Origin of the sequence: Haemophilus sp. CCUG 66565, from assembly GCF_001679495.1 — a bacterium.
In the GTDB taxonomy this organism is placed as follows: Bacteria; Pseudomonadota; Gammaproteobacteria; order Enterobacterales; family Pasteurellaceae; genus Haemophilus; species Haemophilus haemolyticus_K.
The window spans coordinates 397689-418858 of record NZ_LZOX01000016.1 but is presented as its reverse complement, the minus strand read 5'-3'; the positions used below and the strand labels follow the sequence as shown (position 1 = coordinate 418858).

General features: G+C 38.2%; 22 protein-coding genes. 14 read left to right on the top strand and 8 right to left on the bottom strand.

What is annotated here, in order from left to right:
* Window positions 1-13: 13 nt before the first annotated feature.
* Window positions 14-346: a helix-turn-helix domain-containing protein gene (locus tag A9501_RS07540; protein ID WP_065265451.1), complete on the bottom strand. Its 333-nt coding sequence runs from the start codon at window positions 344-346 to the stop codon at window positions 14-16.
* A gap of 131 nt (window positions 347-477) precedes the next feature.
* Here A9501_RS07540 and A9501_RS07535 point away from each other — a divergent pair, with 131 nt between their 5' ends.
* Together A9501_RS07535 and A9501_RS07530 are read left to right on the top strand one after the other, a co-directional pair.
* Window positions 478-1515: an IS1595 family transposase gene (locus A9501_RS07535; RefSeq protein WP_065265450.1), complete on the top strand. Its 1038-nt coding sequence runs from the start codon at window positions 478-480 to the stop codon at window positions 1513-1515.
* A gap of 4 nt (window positions 1516-1519) precedes the next feature.
* Window positions 1520-1942, top strand: coding sequence for a hypothetical protein (locus A9501_RS07530; protein ID WP_065265449.1), 423 nt, complete (start codon window positions 1520-1522; stop codon window positions 1940-1942).
* Between the two features lie 28 nt (window positions 1943-1970).
* On the opposite strand, the gene A9501_RS07525 is transcribed toward A9501_RS07530, so the two are convergent.
* The 3 genes from A9501_RS07525 to zipA all read right to left on the bottom strand — a co-directional run bounded on the left by A9501_RS07525 (window position 1971) and on the right by zipA (window position 5714).
* Entirely contained in the window at window positions 1971-2468 is a 498-nt protein-coding gene (locus tag A9501_RS07525) for a hypothetical protein (RefSeq protein ID WP_065265448.1), read from the bottom strand.
* Window positions 2469-2605: 137 nt separating this feature from the next.
* On the bottom strand, window positions 2606-4624 hold the full coding sequence (ligA, locus tag A9501_RS07520) for an NAD-dependent DNA ligase LigA (RefSeq protein ID WP_065265489.1): 2019 nt from the start codon (window positions 4622-4624) through the stop codon (window positions 2606-2608).
* Window positions 4625-4733: 109 nt separating this feature from the next.
* Complete coding sequence (gene zipA / locus A9501_RS07515) at window positions 4734-5714, bottom strand: cell division protein ZipA (RefSeq protein ID WP_065265447.1); 981 nt, start codon at window positions 5712-5714, stop codon at window positions 4734-4736.
* A 152-nt stretch (window positions 5715-5866) separates the two neighbouring features.
* Here zipA and cysZ point away from each other — a divergent pair, with 152 nt between their 5' ends.
* The 6 genes from cysZ to pnuC all read left to right on the top strand — a co-directional run bounded on the left by cysZ (window position 5867) and on the right by pnuC (window position 10968).
* A complete protein-coding gene (cysZ, locus tag A9501_RS07510) occupies window positions 5867-6685 on the top strand; it encodes a sulfate transporter CysZ (RefSeq protein ID WP_065265446.1) in 819 nt (272 codons plus the stop codon).
* Window positions 6686-6784: 99 nt separating this feature from the next.
* The gene (gene cysK / locus A9501_RS07505; protein WP_065265445.1) at window positions 6785-7735 is read left to right on the top strand and encodes a cysteine synthase A; all 951 of its coding nucleotides are present in this window, start codon (window positions 6785-6787) and stop codon (window positions 7733-7735) included.
* A gap of 154 nt (window positions 7736-7889) precedes the next feature.
* On the top strand, window positions 7890-8663 hold the full coding sequence (locus tag A9501_RS07500; protein WP_065265444.1) for an amino acid ABC transporter substrate-binding protein: 774 nt from the start codon (window positions 7890-7892) through the stop codon (window positions 8661-8663).
* On the top strand, window positions 8647-9363 hold the full coding sequence (locus A9501_RS07495) for an amino acid ABC transporter permease (RefSeq protein ID WP_065265443.1): 717 nt from the start codon (window positions 8647-8649) through the stop codon (window positions 9361-9363). The genes A9501_RS07500 and A9501_RS07495 overlap by 17 nt, the downstream gene beginning before the upstream one ends.
* 9 nt (window positions 9364-9372) lie before the next feature.
* On the top strand, window positions 9373-10140 hold the full coding sequence (locus A9501_RS07490; RefSeq protein WP_065265442.1) for an amino acid ABC transporter ATP-binding protein: 768 nt from the start codon (window positions 9373-9375) through the stop codon (window positions 10138-10140).
* A 150-nt stretch (window positions 10141-10290) separates the two neighbouring features.
* On the top strand, window positions 10291-10968 hold the full coding sequence (pnuC, locus tag A9501_RS07485) for a nicotinamide riboside transporter PnuC (RefSeq protein WP_048952733.1): 678 nt from the start codon (window positions 10291-10293) through the stop codon (window positions 10966-10968).
* A gap of 70 nt (window positions 10969-11038) precedes the next feature.
* Here the strand turns inward: pnuC and gorA are convergent, their stop codons facing one another.
* The 3 genes from gorA to ispB all read right to left on the bottom strand — a co-directional run bounded on the left by gorA (window position 11039) and on the right by ispB (window position 14343).
* Window positions 11039-12409, bottom strand: coding sequence for a glutathione-disulfide reductase (gene gorA / locus A9501_RS07480; RefSeq protein ID WP_065265441.1), 1371 nt, complete (start codon window positions 12407-12409; stop codon window positions 11039-11041).
* A 156-nt stretch (window positions 12410-12565) separates the two neighbouring features.
* On the bottom strand, window positions 12566-13303 hold the full coding sequence (locus A9501_RS07475; RefSeq protein WP_065265440.1) for an epoxyqueuosine reductase QueH: 738 nt from the start codon (window positions 13301-13303) through the stop codon (window positions 12566-12568).
* A gap of 50 nt (window positions 13304-13353) precedes the next feature.
* Window positions 13354-14343: an octaprenyl diphosphate synthase gene (gene ispB, locus A9501_RS07470; RefSeq protein ID WP_065265439.1), complete on the bottom strand. Its 990-nt coding sequence runs from the start codon at window positions 14341-14343 to the stop codon at window positions 13354-13356.
* Between the two features lie 213 nt (window positions 14344-14556).
* Here ispB and rplU point away from each other — a divergent pair, with 213 nt between their 5' ends.
* The 5 genes from rplU (at window position 14557) to A9501_RS09900 (ending at window position 17518) form a co-directional block, all read left to right on the top strand.
* Window positions 14557-14868 carry a 50S ribosomal protein L21 gene (gene rplU / locus A9501_RS07465; RefSeq protein ID WP_005626416.1) on the top strand — a complete coding sequence of 104 codons (312 nt, stop codon included), beginning with the start codon at window positions 14557-14559 and terminating at the stop codon, window positions 14866-14868.
* Window positions 14869-14888: 20 nt separating this feature from the next.
* Window positions 14889-15146 carry a 50S ribosomal protein L27 gene (gene rpmA / locus A9501_RS07460; RefSeq protein ID WP_005626413.1) on the top strand — a complete coding sequence of 86 codons (258 nt, stop codon included), beginning with the start codon at window positions 14889-14891 and terminating at the stop codon, window positions 15144-15146.
* A gap of 79 nt (window positions 15147-15225) precedes the next feature.
* A complete protein-coding gene (locus A9501_RS07455; RefSeq protein WP_065265488.1) occupies window positions 15226-16146 on the top strand; it encodes a DMT family transporter in 921 nt (306 codons plus the stop codon).
* Window positions 16147-16173: 27 nt separating this feature from the next.
* A complete protein-coding gene (cgtA, locus tag A9501_RS07450) occupies window positions 16174-17346 on the top strand; it encodes an Obg family GTPase CgtA (RefSeq protein ID WP_065265438.1) in 1173 nt (390 codons plus the stop codon).
* A complete protein-coding gene (locus A9501_RS09900) occupies window positions 17336-17518 on the top strand; it encodes a hypothetical protein (RefSeq protein ID WP_373554076.1) in 183 nt (60 codons plus the stop codon). Before cgtA ends, A9501_RS09900 begins: the two co-directional genes overlap by 11 nt.
* A gap of 64 nt (window positions 17519-17582) precedes the next feature.
* Here A9501_RS09900 and typA read toward each other — a convergent pair whose 3' ends face one another.
* Complete coding sequence (gene typA, locus A9501_RS07445) at window positions 17583-19433, bottom strand: translational GTPase TypA (protein WP_065265437.1); 1851 nt, start codon at window positions 19431-19433, stop codon at window positions 17583-17585.
* A gap of 249 nt (window positions 19434-19682) precedes the next feature.
* On the opposite strand from typA, the gene glnA reads away from it, so the two are divergent.
* Window positions 19683-21101, top strand: a complete 1419-nt coding sequence (glnA, locus tag A9501_RS07440; protein ID WP_065265436.1) for a glutamate--ammonia ligase — start codon at window positions 19683-19685, stop codon at window positions 21099-21101.
* Window positions 21102-21170: the final 69 nt, after the last annotated feature.

Below are 21170 nucleotides of genomic sequence, written 5' to 3'. Positions count from 1 at the left end.
GTCAAATTAGTATTTATTGTTTTTCTGATATTTCTTTAAAAGAAATAGCAAAGGCATCCTTTAAATTTTCAGGCATAGTACGATAGTCTGCAATCAGCTTTTCTTCTTGCTCTGAGATAGTATTTTTTTGCATTACAGCTTGAAACATCTCACCTTCACCACTCACAAGCCAATTCAAATTTACTCCTGCTTTAGCAATGCCTGACATTCCTTCTGCATTAGGCTCACGTTCACCACCGACATAACCTTGCATCGTACGATAGGCTATTCCTGCCTGTTCTGCAAAATCTGTAATTTTCCAATTTTTAGCTTCACAAACTTGTCTTAATCTTTCTGATATACACATTTGAGCGTTCCGTTTTTAATTTGCAATTGACAAATCACGCAAATGAGCGTATATTTGTTTTCAGTTTAAACGCATTTTATCACGTTTGAGCATATTTAAAATCTCTATTAGCATAAATTTTAAACAAGACGATGACTCAGCATTTCTTACTTTCTAGCAAAGCTCGCACGCTTTCTTCCTACGAGATTGCACAACTCTCGGAAGGGGAAGCGTATGATTTGCTTTGTGAATTAAGATGGGGTGGAAAAGAATTCATCACTTGTCCTAAATGTGGAGTGCAACACCAGCCTTATTATATTTCTACACGTAAACAATGGCGCTGCAAACATTGTAATCACACTTTTAGTGTCACTTCTGGCACTATTTTTGCCAATCGCAAGAAACCGATTAAGGTTTATCTCTATGCTTTAATGGAATGGGTAAATGCCGTCAAAGGCTTATCTTCCCTTCAATTAGCTCGTAATGCAAAACTTAATCCTCGCACAGCATTTGTTTTATCACATAAATTCCGCAAGGCATTACTGGAAAGTCGTGATATGAAACCATTGTCAGGTGCAGTGGATATGGACGGCACTTATGTTCATCCTGCACCACGTAAAGCAAACAAGAAATCTGACCGCATTGACTATCGTTTAAAGGAAAATCAGAATCCTGATAAACGTTGTGTCATGGTTGCTCGTGAGCATTATTCGCCAGAAGAAAAAGCCAGTAATGCGTTGCATTGTGGGGCAAAACGCTCTCACGTTTTTGTGGCACATACTGAATCGCAATCGGTAGTGAAAAGTTTTGCCGATAAGTTCATTAAACCTAATACACAAATCAATACCGATGAAAGCACGGCTTATGATGTCTTGTTGCCTTACTATAACTTGAGAACTGTAAACCATAAAGAAGAATATCGTAGTGACTTAGGTGTAACAAACAATCAGGCAGAAAGTCTATTTAGTCGTTTCAAACGGATGTACTACGGACAAGTTCACCGTATCAGCAACGAATACTTACTTAACTATGCTAATGAAATTGCGTACCGTGAGGACAATCGCCGTACCTCAAATAAAGCGCAGTTTATTGATGTATTAAGCCGATGTTTGAAAACCACTAACGATAACAATGAATGGTGCGGTTATTGGCAACGAAAAATTATTCATCAAGAAGTGATTTGGCAGTAGATATATGGCATATAACCTAGATAAGAAACTCAAAGAATTTGAGTTTGAGCGTAAACAAGTCTTGCATCATCTTGCGTTACTTGAGGCGAATATTGCCACATTAAAACGTGCTATTGAACTTACTCAACAGGAAAGTGATGTAGCCCTTTATAATACGGACAACTTTGTGTACCGTTCCAAATATAAGCTCTTTAAAGGGAAAATTCGTAAATACATCGTACAAATGATGCGAGAAGCACCTAATAAAGCCTTTACAATTGCCGAGCTTACGCAGCGCATTTTTGATATTGAACAAAATCCTGATACACCGTCCGAAAAACATCTTGATTCCGTTCGTAAACAACTGAATGAGTTTTATAAAAGAGAATGGATTAATAGAGTTCAAATCAGCCGAAATGAGGTTCACTGGCAATGGAAACAAAAATAGCGGTATTTCTACCGCTACTTATCCATTTCTACTCAAGAGGTTTTAATTGCCATTCAGAACGCCTGAAAAATCTTCGCTTTAGTGTCCGTTTATGTAATTCAACTTCTTTCCGTTCAATAATTCCTTTCTTATACAGTTCTTTCAATACGCGAGCAACAGCTAATTCATGTTCTTTTTGGGGGAGAGGATAATCTTTGCCAGTGTCTAATTCCAACGCCGCCTCTGTAATAAAGTATAATGTTTTCCAACTATCACTTTGCTTTAATACTCTTGCAACCAACAATTGAAGATTTTGCTTAAACAATCGAGGTTTTATTAGCCTTGAAACATTAAATTGTGTTTTGATTTGCCTTAAATCGAAATTGGGTTCAATGTATATCAAGGTATTCTCAAAACAAAGTATTTTATCCTCTAAATCTGATTTCTGTTGTTTTAACTGCTCAAGTTGATGTTCAAGAATTGCTTTTTCTTTATAGCTACTTTCGATTAATTTGGTAAGTTGAGAAATAAGGTGGGATTCTGCCATAATAAAAATCTCCATTGAGTTAAACTTTCAATGGAGATTTTAGTATTTTCAAGCGGTTAGGTCTTTGTGCAACTGCTACATAATACCGAAAAATATGATGATTCTTGGCCGCTCTTATTTATAGGATTTAAATCCTACTAATTTAAAACATTAATCTGCTCTAAAAATTCTTCTTCTGTTAATACTGTAATATTTAGTTCCTGCGCTTTGGCGAGTTTAGAGCCAGCTGCGTCACCTGCGATCACAAAGTCCGTTTTACTGGAAACAGAACCGCTTACTTTGGCACCTAGCTGCTGTAGTAATGATTTTGCTTCATTGCGACCCATTTGAGTTAGGGTGCCGGTGAGGACGACGGTTTTATCTTTGAATAAGTTTTCACTGGCTTCTTTTACTTCCACGGTTTCCCAATGTACGCCTTGTGCGATTAAATCCTCAACAACGGCAACATTATGCGCTTCACGCCAGAATACAAAAATTCTGTTTGCCACGACTTCACCTACATCAGGTACTTGTTGAAGCTCTTCAAGATCAGCGGCTTTAAGCGCATCTAAAGTTTTGAAGTGATTAGCAAGATTCAATGCAGTGGCTTCACCTACTTCACGTATGCCTAAAGCAAAAATAAAGCGAGCAAGGGTCGTGGTTTTGGCTTTCTCAAGACTATTGAGAGCATTTTCTGCAGATTTTGCGCCCATTCTTTCTAAGCGTGTGAGCATAGTTAAATCAAGTTTGAATAAGTCCGCGGGTGTATGAATCAGTTCTCGATCGACTAATTGTTCTATTAATTTTCCGCCTACACCATCAATGTCCATTGCTTTACGAGAGACGAAATGTTTTAACGCCTCTTTACGTTGTGCGGCACAGAATAATCCTCCTGTACAGCGAGCCACCGCTTCGCCTTCAATACGAATAATTTGAGAATCGCACACTGGGCAGTTTGTTGGGAAAATAATTGGTTTAGCATTATCAGGGCGACGTTCATGTAGTACACCGATAATTTGTGGAATCACATCGCCTGCTCGGCGAATGACAACAGTATCTCCAATAGCAATATTTAAGCGTTCAATTTCATCACCATTGTGTAAGGTAGCATTGCTTACTGTAACACCTGCAACAAATACGGGTTCTAATTTAGCGACTGGTGTGATTGCACCGGTTCGACCAACTTGGAATTCAACATCATTCAAGACAGTTAATTCTTCTTGCGCTGGGAACTTGTAAGCAATCGCCCAACGAGGTGCTTTGGAAATAAATCCTAGCTCATTTTGTAAGGCTATATCATTGATTTTTAATACAGTTCCGTCAATATCATAACCCAGCGAGCTTCGTTTATTTTGAATATCTCGGTAAAAATCTAAAACTTCATTTATGCCATTACATAAACGAATTTCTGGATTCACAGGAATACCGATAGATTTTAGCCATTGCAAACGAGCATAATGAGTATTTGGCAGTTCAACGCCTTCAGCAATTCCAATACCATAAGCATTTAATACTAATGGGCGTTTACTTGTAATATTAGGATCAAGCTGGCGCAAAGAACCTGCCGCAGCATTACGAGGGTTGGCAAAGGTTTTTTCACCATGTTCTAGCGCATATTCATTTAAACGCTCAAAGCCTGCGTGTGGCATAAAAACTTCGCCTCGTACTTCTAAACGAGCTGGAGGATTGTCTGTTAGAAGTTGTAATGGAATATTACGAATAGTACGGATATTGGCTGTAATATCTTCGCCTGTGGTGCCATCGCCACGAGTGGCAGCTTGGTTGAGAATGCCATTTACATACAAAATACTCACTGCTAAACCATCAAGTTTTGGTTCGCAACAGAAGGTAAGTGGTTTAGGTAATACGATTAAACGATCTTCAATGCGTTTTACAAAGGCATAGAATTCCTCATCAGAAAAAGCATTATCCAAAGAGAGCATGGGAATTTCATGACGAATTTGGCTAAACCCAGAAAGTGGTTTTGCCCCAACACGTTGAGTTGGGGAATCTGAAGTAAGAAATTCTGGATGTTCTAGTTCTAACGCTTTTAGCTGATGAAATAGACGATCATATTCGCTATCAGGCACTGTAGGATTATCTAGAACGTGATATTCGTATTCATATTGGCGCAAGGTTTTGCGTAGATTATCTATTTGAGTTTGAATATTTGTCATAAAATTCTCGGGGAAAAATGACCGCACTTTTGCTTGTTTAGAGTGAAAATAGACAGGCATAAAGCCTGTCTCCATAAAGATAAAAGTGCGGTAAATTTAAGGTATGAATTTACACGCGAGCAAGATATGTTTGCTCTGCATTTTCATCAAAGATTTCTTGTTCTTCAGTAAGCACTATGCCTTGTAAATCTTCGGCTAATGTATGGGCCGCACGGATCATCATTCGTAAATTAGCGAGATTATTACCTGGTGATGGCAGTTGCATAAAGAATACAATTCCCATCGTGCTGAAATCGACTAAGTTATAAGCATCGAATGTTCCCGGTTGCTCTAAATTTGCCACGCTAAATAGAACGGGGCTTGCCACACTTAAATCTAAGTGGCGGTGATACATTTCATCCTCACCCAAGATAAAGCCTAAGTTTTCAAGTGCTTGTACTAATTTCGCACCATTGAATTGGTCACTAGATTTTGGAATAAGATAAAGTTGAATATAACCACTTGTTTGTTTAGGTTTAGCTGTCTTTTCTGATTTTGGTTCATTAAAAGATACGTTGTAGTCCACTTGACGTTCTTCGTGAGCTAATTCTGCAAGTTGCGCTCTTAATTCTGGTGATGACGAATTAATTCCATCGAAACTAGCATTTTGGCTTTGTTCTTCAATTTGTTCCAATGTCATATTCGCAACGCTATTTGATGTCGGCATATCATATTGTGGTTGAGTCGGCTTTAACGGCTCAGAACGATGATTTCCCATATCATAAACAGGTTGAACATTTGGAATTGAAATCTTAATGTCATCGACACTTTTTTCACTTTGTCTATAATCAACAGGTTCTTGAGTTACTGCAGTATTAGGCATGACTTGATGACGAATTGGTGCATTTGCTTGCACTGCGTGAGACAAATTGGCATTTGTCGGCATCGCCTCTTCTTGAGGATGTGATCTTTGCACATGAGAAGTGCGGTCAAATTTATTAGCTTTATCAAAATATTTTGATTTCTCACGACGATTTGACCATAATCCGTGCACGATTAAGGCAACAAGTGCCAAAATGCCCACAATAATCAAAATTGTATTTAAATCCATCTTTATTCCTTACGCGTGCTAGTCTTGCGAGAATGCTATTAATGGCGCTAATCCTACCATATTTCAGTAGGTGAAAAAATACTTCAATGCGTGGAATTTTAAGGGAAAAGAGCGGTCTGTTTTAGGCGTATTTTTATTGAAAGGAAAGAAAAATGTTGAATCCTAATGAATTAAAATCGGGTTTCCATTATTTTGTAATGGGCTGGCATTACATCACACAAAAAGGTTTGCGTCGGTTTGTTATTATTCCAATTTTGCTCAATACCGTTTTACTTTGTGGTTTGTTTTGGCTTTTTATTAGCCAAATTACTGGCGCTATTGATTGGGTGATGAATTTTATTCCAGACTGGCTTAGTTTTCTCAGTGTAATTTTGTTAACCCTGTCCATTTTAACAATTTTATTGCTCTTTTATTTTACTTTCACCACACTTTCCGGCTTTATCGCCGCCCCTTTTAATGGCTTGCTAGCGGAAAAAGTAGAAAAAATGCTGACAGGTGAAAATATTAATGATGATAGTCTCGTGGATGTAATGAGAGATGTGCCTCGTATGCTTGCTCGAGAGTGGCAAAAATTACGTTATAGCCTACCCAAAATTATCGCCTTGTTTTTACTGAGTTTTATTCCTTTGGTTGGGCAAACCATCGTGCCAGTACTAACTTTCTTGTTCACTTGTTGGATGATGGCCATTCAATACTGTGATTATCCTTTTGATAATCATAAAGTTTCTTTTGATATCATGAAAAATGCGCTTGGCAATCAACGAACTCAAAGTTTAACTTTTGGTGGATTAGTAACTTGTGGCACATTTGTACCTGTGATTAATTTATTAATCATGCCTGTTGCAGTATGTGGTGCGACTGTGATGTGGGTGGAAAATTATCGTAATGACTTACGTTTTAATATGAATAGCGATTCTTCATCTCAAACAGGGCTTGAGGTTCATTCACAAAATACAGGGATTGTTAAATAGCTTACGGTTATAAAATAGATCAAATAACTATTTTTTTAATCTAAAGTGCGGTGCTATAAATAAACCAACATTAACAAAGCCTAACGAAAGGGAAATATTATGACAATTTATGCAGACAACTCTTATTCTATCGGAAATACGCCACTTGTGCGTTTAAAACACTTTGGTCATAACGGCAATGTGGTGGTGAAAATTGAGGGGCGTAACCCAAGCTACAGCGTAAAATGCCGAATTGGAGCGAATATGGTATGGCAAGCAGAAAAAGATGGCACACTCACAAAAGGAAAAGAAATTGTAGATGCAACGAGCGGTAACACAGGTATCGCTTTGGCTTATGTTGCAGCAGCTAGAGGTTATAAAATCACGCTCACCATGCCGGAAACAATGAGTCTTGAAAGAAAACGCTTATTGCGCGGATTGGGTGTGAATTTGGTGCTTACTGAAGGCACAAAAGGAATGAAAGGCGCGATTGCGAAAGCTGAAGAAATTGTTGCTTCTGATCCAAACCGCTATGTTATGCTTAAACAATTTGAGAATCCAGCCAACCCACAAATTCATCAAGAAACAACAGGCCCTGAAATTTGGAAAGATACGGATGGTAAAGTCGATGTTGTTGTTGCTGGCGTAGGAACAGGTGGTACGATTACGGGGATTTCTCGCTCGATTAAATTAGATTTTGGTAAACAAATCACTTCTGTTGCGGTTGAGCCAGTGGAATCTCCCGTCATTACTCAAACTTTAGCGGGTGAAGAAGCAAAACCAGGTCCACATAAAATTCAAGGAATCGGTGCTGGTTTTATTCCAAAAAATTTAGATTTATCTCTTATCGATCGTGTAGAAACTGTTGATAGCGATACCGCACTTGCCACAGCTCGTCGCTTAATGGCAGAAGAAGGCATTCTTGCAGGTATTTCATCTGGAGCTGCTGTCGCTGCTGCAGATCGCATTGCTAAATTACCAGAATTTAAAGATAAATTAGTTGTGGCTATTTTACCTTCGGCATCAGAACGTTATTTAAGTACTGCATTATTTGAGGGTATTGAGGGATAGGTTATATTACGGGTAAAGTGCGGTAAAATTTTGTTGCACTTTTAATGTTCTTCTTATAACTAAAAAATCTAACTCATTACATAATCGTCTTGTTTTTCTATTAATTAGACTTTTATAATCAAGCTAATTCAAACACTATATAAGGAATACAATTATGAAAAAACTATTTTTTACAACCGCACTTTTGGCTGCGGGTTTAACATTTTCCACACTTTCAAACGCGGGTGAAATTTCAGAACGCGTTGAGAAAACAAAGACATTGCTTGTAGGGACAGAAGGGACTTATGCGCCATTTACTTTCCATGATAAAAGTGGAAAATTAACAGGCTTTGATGTAGAGGTTATTCGTAAAGTTGCTGAAAAGCTCGGTTTGAAAGTGGAATTTAAAGAAACACAATGGGATGCAATGTATGCGGGGTTAAATGCAAAACGTTTTGATGTGATTGCAAACCAAACTAACCCAAGCCCAGAGCGTTTAAAAAAATACAGTTTCACAACGCCTTATAATTATTCTGGTGGGGTGATTGTAACAAAATCATCGGATAACAGTATTAAATCATTTGAAGATTTGAAGGGTCGTAAATCTGCGCAATCTGCAACAAGTAACTGGGGTAAAGATGCAAAAGCAGCAGGCGCGCAGATTCTTGTAGTGGATGGTTTAGCACAGAGCTTAGAGCTTATTAAACAAGGCCGTGCAGAAGCAACAATTAATGATAAATTGGCTGTATTAGATTATTTTAAACAACATCCAAATGCTGGTTTAAAAATTGCTTATGATCGTGGGGATAAAATTCCAACAGCCTTTGCTTTTTTACAAGGTGAAGATGCATTGATTACAAAATTTAATCAAGCACTTGAAGCACTTCGCCAAGATGGTACATTAAAACAGATTTCAATTGAATGGTTTGGTGATGATATTACTCAATAATTGGTTGGCGAGTCTTCCATTTATGAGCGCAGAACGAGCTGATTATGTAATCAGCTCGTTTTGGCCTATGTTGGAAGCAGCAATTTTATACACATTGCCATTGGCAGTCATTTCCTTCTTCTGTGGTTTTCTTATTGCAGTGATTGTTGCAGTTATTCGTACTTTGCCTAGTCCTAATTTACCCGTAAAATTGTTACAGGCTTTATGTCGAGTGTATATCTCTATAATTCGAGGTACACCGATGTTAGTACAAATTTTTATTATTTTTTATGGATTACCTGAAGTTGGTATTACTTTAGAGCCCTTCCCAACAGCGATTATTGCATTTTCTATTAATATTGGTGCTTATGCAGCAGAGACAGTTCGTGCTTCAATTACTGCTATACCTAAAGGACAGTGGGAGGCCTCTTATGCGATAGGTATGAATTATCGACAAGCATTTATTCGTACAATTATGCCACAGGCTTTACGTATTTCAGTACCATCGCTTTCTAATACTTTTATTAGTACAGTGAAAGATACTTCATTAGCTTCTCTTGTTTTAGTGACAGAATTATTCCGTGTAGCACAGAATATTACGGCAGCAAACTATGAATTTATTTTAATTTATAGTGAGGCAGCTTTGATTTATTGGATTTTCTGTTTTGTTTTATCTTTCTTACAAGATCGTCTTGAAATTCGCTTATCTCGCCATTTATAAGGAATGTTTATGTTAAAAGTAACCAATATTCAAAAAAACTTTAATGGCAATCATGTATTAAAAGGCATTGATTTTGAGATAAATAAAGGTGAAGTTGTCGCTATTTTAGGTCCCTCAGGCTCAGGAAAAACGACATTTTTGCGTTGCCTAAATTTGTTAGAGCGTCCAGAGCAAGGTAAGTTAGTTTTTACTGATGGTGATTTGAAAATTGATTTTAGTCGAAAAATTACGAAATCGGATGAATTAAGTTTACGCCGTCGTTCATCAATGGTATTTCAACAATATAATTTATTTCCCCATCGTACAGCACTTGAGAATGTAATGGAAGGGATGCTGGTGGTTCAAAAACAACCGAAAGAGCAGGCTCGAAAAAAAGCATTAATGTTGTTAGAGAAGGTTGGGTTAAGAGCTAAAGCAGATTTATTTCCATCACAACTTTCTGGTGGGCAGCAACAACGAGTTGGTATTGCTCGTGCCTTGGCGGTACAACCAGATTTAATTTTATTAGATGAACCTACATCTGCGTTGGATCCTGAATTAGTAGGCGAGGTATTGCAAACCCTTAAAATGCTTGCACAGGAAGGATGGACTATGATTATTGTTACTCATGAAATGCAGTTTGCGAAAGATGTTGCCGATCGTGTGATTTTAATGGCTGATGGACATATTGTGGAACAAAATACAGCAGATAAATTCTTTGCTTGCCCAAAACAAGAACGTACTCGACAATTCTTAATGCAAGCTAAAATGCCTTTAGACTTAGATTACTGTATTTAACTTTCTTATTACTTTGAAAAGAGAGTGACTACTCGTTTTTATTGGATAAAATTTAGTGTACAAATAACGTTTAGAATAATCTGATAGGATGTTTTACATAAAAAAATAATTGTGTAAAAATACCGACCTGAAAACCTAAAAGGAGTAAAAATGACTTTAATTGAACGTCTTAAGCAAGAGTTTATTACTGACTGGAAGCCTTTTGAAGTAATATGGCTTGCGCTTTTCATCATTGCGCAGATTTGGGCTTATGTACAAGCGCCAGATTCTTGGTTAGCAATGATTTCTGGTATTTCCGGTATTTTGTGTGTGGTATTAGTAAGTAAAGGTAAAATTAGTAATTATTTCTTTGGATTAATTTTTGCTTACACTTATTTTTATGTCGCTTGGGGATCAAATTTCTTAGGCGAAATGAATACCGTACTCTATGTATATTTGCCATCTCAATTTATTGGTTACTTCATGTGGAAAGCTAATATGCAAAATAGTGATGGTGGAGAAAGTGTGATTGCCAAAGCTTTAACTGTTAAAGGATGGATGACATTAATTGTTGTGACTACAGTTGGTACTTTGCTTTTTGTTCAAGCATTACAAGCGGCTGGCGGCAGTTCAACTGGTTTAGATGGTCTAACTACCATTATTACGGTTGCTGCACAGATTTTAATGATTTTGCGTTATCGTGAACAATGGTTGTTATGGATTGCTTTAAATATCCTTTCTATTTTCTTATGGGCAGAAACACCAGCCATGTATTTAATGTACTCAGCCTACTTACTTAACTCGTTGTACGGTTATTATAATTGGACGAAATTGGTTAAACGTAGCTAAACATACTTAAGCAAAATTAGAAACAAAAAAGAGCGGTAATTTTACCGCTCTTTTTTGTTTGCTTTGAAGATTAACGCATGGTCACGAATTCTTCTGAACCCGTTGGGTGAATAGCCACGGTGTTATCAAAATCAGCTTTTGTTGCGCCCATTTTGATTGCTACGGCAAATCCTTGAATCATTTCATCTACACCAAAACCAATACCATGTAAACCCACAACTTTTTCATCTTTGCCCACACAAACCAATTTCATTTTGCACGGTTGGCGATGTTGAGTGACCGCAGTGTACATCGCTGTGAAAGAGGATTTATATACCTTAACATTTTCAGCACCATATTGTTCGATAGCTTGAGGTTCAGTTAAACCTACAGTGCCGATTGGTGGATGGCTGAATACAACGGTTGGAACTAAATTGTAATCTAAATGTTCAGTCGGTTTATTATTGAATAAACGCTCAGAAAGGCGGCGACCTGCTGCAACTGCAACTGGTGTTAATTCAATGCCGTTTTCGATAATATCGCCTACCGCATAAATGCCTTTCACATTAGTATTTTGATATTTGTCTACTTTGACATAGCCGCGTTCATTCGTTTCTACGCCAGCATTTTCTAAGCCAATTTTATCTGTCGCAGGAACACGACCCGCAGCCCAAATAACACAGTCCACAGTAACATCAGATTGACCATCACATTTTACTGTAAGAGAGCCATCTGCATTTTTAACAATCTCAGATGGTGTGGAATTGGTATGTAATTGAATTCCATCTTGCGCAAGTACTTCCACTAATGTTTCTACGATTAATGGATCTTGATTACGCATTGGCGCATGGCGACGCACTAATAAATGGGTTTCCACGCCTAGGCTGTTTAATACACCAGAAAGTTCAACGGCAATATAGCCGGCACCGATAACCGCAGCGCGTTTTGGTAATTTTGTTAATGCAAAGAAACCATCTGAATCAATACCGTATTCTTGTCCTTTAATATTTGGACGATATGGGCGACCACCAGTTGCGATTAAAATATGATCTGCGGTTACTTGTTCTTTTTTACCATCAGCAAGTGTTACTTCAATAGTATGCGCATCTACAAATTTTCCGAAACCGTTAATTACATCAATGTTATTTTTCGCTAATACATTGTTATAAGATGCATGAATACGACCAATATAGGCTTGGCGACTTTCAATCAGTTTTGAAAAATCAAATTTTTTTACTTCAACATCAAAACCATAATCTGGCGCATAATTGTTAATTGCTTCTGCAATATGTGCACCATAAAACATTACTTTTTTAGGTACGCAACCTACATTTACACAAGTGCCGCCAAGATGTTTGGCTTCAATGATTGCGCATTTTTTTCCATAGCTTGCAGCACGATTTAGAGAAGCAATACCGCCACTGCCACCGCCAATAGCGATGTAATCATAATGTTTAGTCATAGTTTGATCCTTTTTTGAATTCAAAAATTTCCCGTATTTTGCCTAATTTTTATGAAGAATGCTATAAATTGATGTAATTGGTCTTTTTAAATGTCTATCAATCTTAATTTTAAAAGAAAATAAGGCTGAAAATATCAGCCTTATTAAAGAGAGAGCTTAATCTGGCGTATAATAAAGTTTACCAATTTCAATTTTTTGACGACCTGTCTCTTCTCGCCATTTATTACTATCACGTAAAGAATACACACAACCGCAATATTCCTGTTGATAAAACCGCTCACGCTTACTAATCTCAATCATGCGTTGCGAGCCACCTTCTTTTCGCCAGTTGTAATCCCAATAAATAACATCATCATATTTTTCCGCAGCACGATGCCCACAATCATTTATTTGATTCATATCCTTCCAGCGAGAAATACCAAGACAACTAGTAAATACAGGGAAACCATGTTCATGAGCATATTCAGCAGCTTTTTCAAAGCGCATATCAAAACACATAGTACAACGAATTCCCCTCTCTGGCTCCCATTCCATTCCTTTGGCACGATCAAACCAATTTTGACGATCGTAATCTGCATCAATAAATGGAATGCCAAATTTTTGGGCAAAACGAATATTTTCTTCTTTACGAATTAAATATTCTTTGAGTGGATGAATGTTCGGATTGTAAAAATAAATAGTAAATTCAATGCCAGATGCAAGGATTGCTTCCATCACTTCACCTGAGCAAGGCGCACAGCATGAATGTAAAAGAAGTTTATTATGCCCATCTGGCAACTCAAGTTTTTCACGAATAAAAGGTGCATTAGGATCTTTGCGTACCTTTTGTTTACGAGTTTTTCCTTGAAAGTTAACCGCACTTTGCTCAGGTTTAGATTGAAGTTCTGTATTCATAAAGTTTAATTAAAATTAATTGGTATCAAGTATATAAGCTAAATTAAGGGCTAATAATTTCTATCCACAGACAAATATGCTAAAGAAATCAATGCCTTCTTATAATCACTCTCTGGCAACATTGCAATTGCATCTACTGCTTTTTGAGCTTCTTCTTTTGCACGATTCATCGCGTAATCTAAAGACTTATGCTCAGCCATAATAGCTAATACTTCATCAATAGCTTCACGTTTACCGCCTTGCTCAATCGCTTCGCGAATTAAAGCTGCCTGCTGAGCATTACCATGGCGCATAGCGTGTAGCAGAGGAAGGGTTGGTTTTCCTTCAGCTAAATCATCGCCTACATTTTTACCTAGAGCTTGCGCATTTGCACTATAATCCAATACATCATCCACAAGCTGGAATGCAGTTCCAAGATAACGCCCATAATCTTGTAAAGCCTTTTCTTGAGCTTCTGTTCCGCCCGCAACAATTGCAGCAGCCTGACCAGCCACTTCAAACAAACGAGCAGTTTTGCTATAAATTACACGCATATAATTAGCTTCGCTCGTTTCAGGATCATTAACATTCATTAATTGCTGAACTTCGCCTTCCGCTAAAACGTTAGTCGCATCGGCCATAATTCCCAAAATCTTCAATGACTCTAATTGTGCAACTAATTGAAATGCACGCGTATAAATAAAGTCTCCTACAAGTACACTGGCAGCATTCCCAAATTCTGAATTCGCCGTAGCGCGCCCACGACGCATATCAGACTCATCCACCACATCATCATGTAATAAAGAAGCAGTATGAATAAACTCAACGAAAGTAGCACAAGTAATTGAATTAGCGCCTTCGAATCCTAAAGATCGAGCTGCGAGAACTGCGATCAATGGACGGATCCGCTTACCCCCACCTTGAACAATATAAAAACCTAACTGCCCTATTAATGGAACATCTGAATTAAGCTGAGCAAGAATATTTTGATTAACTTTTTTCATATCGGGAGCTGCAAGTTTCTGGATCTCGTCTATGCTCATAAGATCTTGTTTCTTCATTTTTTCATCAATTATTAGTCAAAAGTGCGGTGCATTTTACCCGAATTTTCAGACTTTCTGAAATCAATCCGCAAATGAAGGGAATTTTTTTATTTTATTGTAAATAAATTCTTGCCATAGGTAGGATTTTTCCGTAGAATTTGCGACCTATTTATATGAATTTTTAAGTGTGGACTGCTAAAGAGCAGGGAAACACAATTAAGCGGAGTATTTATGTACGCAGTTTTCCAAAGTGGCGGTAAACAACACCGTGTGAGCGAAGGTCAAGTTGTTCGTTTAGAAAAACTTGAACTTGCAACTGGCGCAACAGTTGAGTTCGATTCTGTGTTGATGGTCGTTAATGGTGAAGATGTTAAAATCGGTGCACCAGTAGTTGCTGGGGCAAAAGTAGTGGCTGAAGTAGTTGCACAAGGTCGTGGCGAGAAAGTTAAAATAGTTAAATTCCGTCGTCGCAAACACAGCCGTAAACAACAAGGTCATCGTCAGTGGTTCACAGAAGTGAAAATCACTGGGATTCAAGCATAATTTCAGAGGAGATCAAGTAGATGGCAACTAAAAAAGCTGGTGGTTCAACTCGTAACGGTCGCGATTCTGAAGCTAAACGCCTTGGTGTTAAACGTTTCGGTGGCGAATCTGTATTAGCAGGTAGCATCATTGTTCGTCAACGTGGTACTAAGTTCCACGCGGGTAGCAACGTAGGTATGGGTAAAGACCACACCTTATTCGCAACTGCAGATGGTAAAGTTAAATTTGAAGTAAAAGGCGAGAAAAGCCGTAAATACGTAAGTATTGTTACTGAATAATTTAAAATCTATTCGATTGAAACGCCCTACAATTTTGTGGGGCGTTTTGTCTTTTTTAATTTCACATAAGCGAGCAGCAATGAAACAACAACCTTTATTAGGCTTTACCTTTGCGCTTATTACCGCTATGGCTTGGGGATCCTTACCTATCGCTCTCAAACAAGCTTTATCTGTAATGAATGCGCAAACTATCGTATGGTATCGTTTTATTGTAGCCGCAATCTCATTATTAGTCCTACTTGCTTATAAAAAGAAATTACCTGAACTAATGAAAGTCGGCCAATATGCTTGGCTTGCTCTTATTGGGGTAATTGGTCTTACCGGCAATTTTCTATTATTTAGTAGTTCTCTGAATTATATTGAACCTTCAGTTGCACAAATTTTTATTCATTTATCCTCTTTTGGAATGCTCATCTGTGGTGTACTGATCTTCAAAGAAAAATTGGGGCTGCACCAAAAGATTGGGCTTTTCTTATTGTTAATTGGTTTAGGATTATTCTTTAATGATCGTTTTGATGTTTTTGCCGGACTAAATCAGTATTCAACAGGAGTCATCCTAAGCGTAGCAGGCTCTCTTATTTGGGTCGCTTATGGAATGGCGCAAAAATTAATGTTGCGTAAGTTTAATTCACAACAAATCTTGCTAATGATGTATTTAGGTTGTGCCATAGCTTTTATGCCGATGGCTGAATTCTCGCAAGTACAAGAACTCACACCTTTAACTCTGATTTGTTTTATTTACTGCTGTTTAAATACCTTAATTGGATACGGCTCTTATGCGGAAGCACTTAATCGTTGGGATGTATCAAAAGTCAGTGTTGTTATCACACTTGTACCTCTTTTCACGATCCTATTTTCTCATATTGCGCATTATTTTAGCCCATCAGATTTTGCCGAACCAGAATTGAATAATATTAGCTATATTGGCGCATTTGTTGTAGTATGCGGGGCAATTTTATCCGCTATTGGACATAAATTATTACCGCATAAAACTCATTAAAGTGCGGTTTATTTTGGAGAAATTTTAATGAAATTTATTGATGAATCCCTTATTCGAATTGAGGCTGGGGATGGTGGCAACGGTTGCGTAAGTTTCCGTCGAGAGAAATTTATTCCTAAAGGCGGCCCTGATGGTGGCGACGGTGGTGATGGTGGCGATGTATATTTACAAGCCGATGAAAACCTCAATACCTTAATCGACTACCGCTTTAATAAACGCTTTGCAGCAGAGCGTGGAGAGAATGGACGAAGTTCAGATTGTACAGGGCGTCGCGGTAAAGATATTATTTTACCTGTTCCCATAGGAACTCGCGCTATTGATAACGACACCAAAGAAACCTTGGGGGATTTAACCCAACACGGTCAAAAAATGTTGGTAGCCAAAGGTGGTTATCACGGTTTAGGGAATACCCGTTTCAAATCATCGGTAAACCGTGCACCGCGTCAAAAAACAATGGGAACACCGGGGGAAAAACGCGATTTATTATTGGAATTAATGCTACTTGCTGATGTGGGAATGCTCGGTTTACCTAATGCGGGTAAATCCACTTTTATTCGTGCCGTTTCAGCAGCCAAACCAAAAGTTGCAGACTATCCATTTACTACCTTAGTACCAAGTCTCGGTGTTGTGAAAGTGGACGACTCACACAGTTTCGTAGTCGCCGATATTCCAGGATTAATTGAGGGCGCAGCAGATGGTGCAGGGCTAGGAATTCGCTTTTTAAAACATCTAGAACGTTGTAGAGTGCTTATTCATTTAGTCGATATTGCCCCAATTGATGGCTCTAACCCAGAAGATAATGTTGCTATTATTGAGTCTGAACTTTTCCAATACAGTGAAAAATTATCAGAAAAACCACGTTGGTTAGTATTCAATAAAATTGATACGATGAGCGATGAAGAAGCTGAAGAGCGGGCTCGAGAAATTGCTGAACAATTAGGTTGGGAAGAAGACTATTACCTGATTTCAGCTGCAACAGGGAAAAATGTTCCACCACTTTGTCGTGATATTATGGACTTTATCATAGCGAATCCACGCGAAGCTGAAACACAACAAGTTGCACCTGAAGAAGTGAAATTTAAATGGGAAGATTATCATCAAGAACAACTAGCTGAGCATCAATTTGATGATGGCGAAGATTGGGATGATGATTGGACCGAAGAAGATGATGAAGGTATAGAGTTTATCTATAAACCTTAATAAAATAGCAGTTCTAGTAGTTTATAAGCTATATGCTTCTAAATACTTAAAAGAGCTTTGTGATATAGGTGTTTTGAGTGAGATATCTTTGGGAAGAGATAAATTATTTATTCATCCTAAATTGATGTCGTTACTACGAGGTGAAAATAACGAATTTACACCTTATATATAATTTTCATGAAACTTTATGATGAATTTAGGAAAATAAAAATGGGATCGCAATGATCCCATTTTTTCTAGTGAGTACTCGTGCTGGTTGTAGTACGGTTTGCACGTTTACGATCATTTTCCGTTAAGAGTTTTTTACGGATACGGATCGATTCTAGTGTCACTTCTACTAACTCGTCGTCATCGATAAACTCAATAGCTTGTTCAAGGGTGAATTTCACCGGCGTGGTTAAGACGATGGCATCATCTTTACCTGATGCTCGCATATTGGTGAGTTTTTTACCTTGTAAACAGTTAACAGTTAAGTCGTTTGTACGACTGTGAATACCGATAATTTGACCCTCGTAAACTTCTACGTTGGCGTCGATCATTAATTTACCACGCTCTTGTAAACCAAATAGTGCATAGGCTAATGCTTTACCAGTTGCATTAGAAATTAATACACCGTTTTTACGTTGGCCAATTTCACCTGGTTTGATGTCATCGTAGTGATCGAAACTGGAGTAAAGTAAACCTGTACCTGATGTCATCGTCATGAATTCACCACGGAAACCGATTAAGCCACGGCTTGGGATGATGTATTCTAAACGTACACGGCCTTTGCCATCCGGCATCATGTCACGAACTTCACCTTTACGGATACCTAATGCTTCCATGACAGAACCTTGGTGTTGTTCTTCTACGTCGATAGTCACTTGTTCGTAAGGCTCTTGTTTTTTACCATTGATTTCACGGTAGATAACTTTAGGACGAGAAACCGCAAGTTCATAACCTTCACGACGCATATTTTCAATTAATACAGAAAGGTGTAATTCACCACGGCCAGAAACACGGAATTCATCTGGGTTTGGTGTTTCTTCTACGCGTAATGCCACGTTGTGAACTAACTCTTTGTTTAAACGTTCAAGAATTTGACGAGAAGTCACATATTTACCTTCTTGACCTGCAAACGGTGAAGTATTTACACAGAAGAACATGGTTACGGTTGGTTCATCAACGGTTAATGAAGGTAAGGCTTCAACGGCGTTGATATCACAAATAGTATCCGAGATATTTAATTCACCTAAACCAGTAATCGCGATGATATCGCCTGCGTAAGCAACATCTTCTTCATAACGTTGTAAACCAAGGTGGCCTAAGACTTGACCAACACGGCCTTGGCGAGTTTTACCTTCACCATCAATGATAGTCACAGGTTGATTTGGTTTGATTGAACCACGTTTGATACGACCGATACCAATAACACCCACATAGCTGTTATAGTCTAATTGGGAAATTTGCATTTGGAATGGCGCATCAAGTTCCACTTTTGGTGGTTCAACGTGTTGAACAATCGCTTCAAATAACGGCGTCATATCTTCCGCTAAATCTTCATGTTCAAGACCTGCTACACCATTTAATGCAGATGCATAGATAATCGGGAAGTCTAATTGCTCATCGGTTGCACCAAGATTAACGAATAAATCGAATACTTGATCCACCACCCAATCAGGACGTGCGCCTGGACGGTCAACTTTGTTGATAACTACGATTGGTTTTAAACCATGAGCAAAGGCTTTTTGTGTCACGAAACGCGTTTGTGGCATTGGGCCGTCAAAGGCATCTACCACTAAAAGTACAGAGTCCACCATAGAAAGTACACGTTCTACTTCACCACCGAAGTCGGCGTGTCCTGGGGTATCTACGATGTTAATGCGATAACCATTCCAATTAATTGCGGTATTTTTTGCAAGAATGGTAATACCACGTTCTTTTTCAAGATCGTTTGAGTCCATTACGCGTTCATCAACATCACCACGAGTTGATTCAAATGTACCGGATTGTTGAAGAAGTTTGTCAACGAGGGTGGTTTTACCATGGTCAACGTGAGCGATAATTGCGATATTGCGCAATTTATTAATATCAATGTCGTTTTTCATTTATTACGTTCTTAAAGTTTAAGTTTTGTAGGGTGGAATTTTTATACCACCGAATAGTCCAAGTAGTTTAAATTGGTGAGTAAAACTCACCCTACGAGAATCGCGAAAGGGCAAAAATTATACACGATATTTCGTTACTCTGCTATGCCGGTGTTTAAAATAAATCCCATGAAAAAAGCAAGCGATTGCGTTATAATGCTTTTTTAATTTTATTAAAGATTATACACATAGCAAAATAGAGGACTCCTTATGCCAAATGCAAATGCAATTGCCAACGTATTTAAACTGATCGAAGAGAACGATATTAAATTCGCGCTACTTCGTTTCACCGACATTAAAGGTAAAGAACACGGTGTTTCGATCCCTGTTAGCCTTGTCGATGAAGATATGTTTGAAGATGGTAAAATGTTCGATGGTTCTTCTGTTGAAGGTTGGAAAACCATTAACAAAGCCGATATGCTTTTAATGCCAATTGCTGAAACTGCAGTAGTCGATCCATTTGCGCAGATCCCAACACTTTCAATTCGTTGTAGCGTTTATGAGCCAACAACCATGCAAAGCTATGATCGTGATCCGCGTTCAATTGCTATTCGTGCTGAAAACTATATGCGTTCAACCGGTATTGCTGATCAAGCATTCTTTGGTCCTGAGCCAGAGTTCTTCTTATTTGATGATGTGCGTTTTGATGTATCAATGAACCGCGCTTCTTTCGCCATTGATGACATTGAAGCAGCTTGGAACACCAACAAAAAATACGAAGGTGGTAACAATGCTTATCGTCCATTGAGAAAAGGTGGTTATTGTGCGGTGGCACCAATTGATACGGCTCATGATATTCGTTCTGAAATGTGTTTAATTTTAGAAGAAATGGGCTTAGTTATCGAAGCTCACCACCATGAAGTGGCGACAGCAGGTCAAAATGAAATCGCAACGAAATTCAACAACTTAACCTTAAAAGCAGATGAAACACAAATCTATAAATATGTGGTGCAAAACGTTGCATTAGAACACGGCAAAACCGCTTGCTTTATGCCAAAACCAATCACAGGTGATAATGGTTCTGGTATGCACTGTAATATGTCATTAAGCAAAGACGGTAAAAATATTTTCCAAGGTGATAAATATGCCGGTCTTTCTGAAACCGCGCTTTATTACATCGGCGGTGTCATTAAGCATGCTAAAGCATTAAATGCATTCACTAACCCTAGCACTAACTCATACAAACGTTTAGTGCCAGGTTTTGAAGCGCCAGTATTATTAGCTTACTCTGCAAGCAACCGTTCTGCTTCAATCCGTATCCCTGCTGTTACCAGTCCTAAAGCGATCCGTATTGAGGCACGTTTCCCAGATCCATTGGCAAACCCATATCTTGCATTCGCTGCATTATTGATGGCTGGCCTTGATGGCGTAGTAAACAAAATCCACCCAGGCGATGCAATGGATAAAAATCTTTATGATCTTCCACCTGAAGAATTAAAAGATATTCCGGCAGTCGCAAGCTCATTAGAAGAAGCGCTGAATTCGTTAGAAAAAGACTATGAATTCTTAACGCAAGGTGGTGTGTTTGCGAAAGACTTTATCGAAGCATTTATTAACATTAAACGTAAAGAAGTAGAACGTTTAAATATGACACCACATCCTGTTGAGTTTGAGATGTATTATGCTTAATTAGATTAGATATTGAACAAGGTAAGTGCGGTAATTTTTGACCGCACTTTTTGTATGTGATATAGCTTT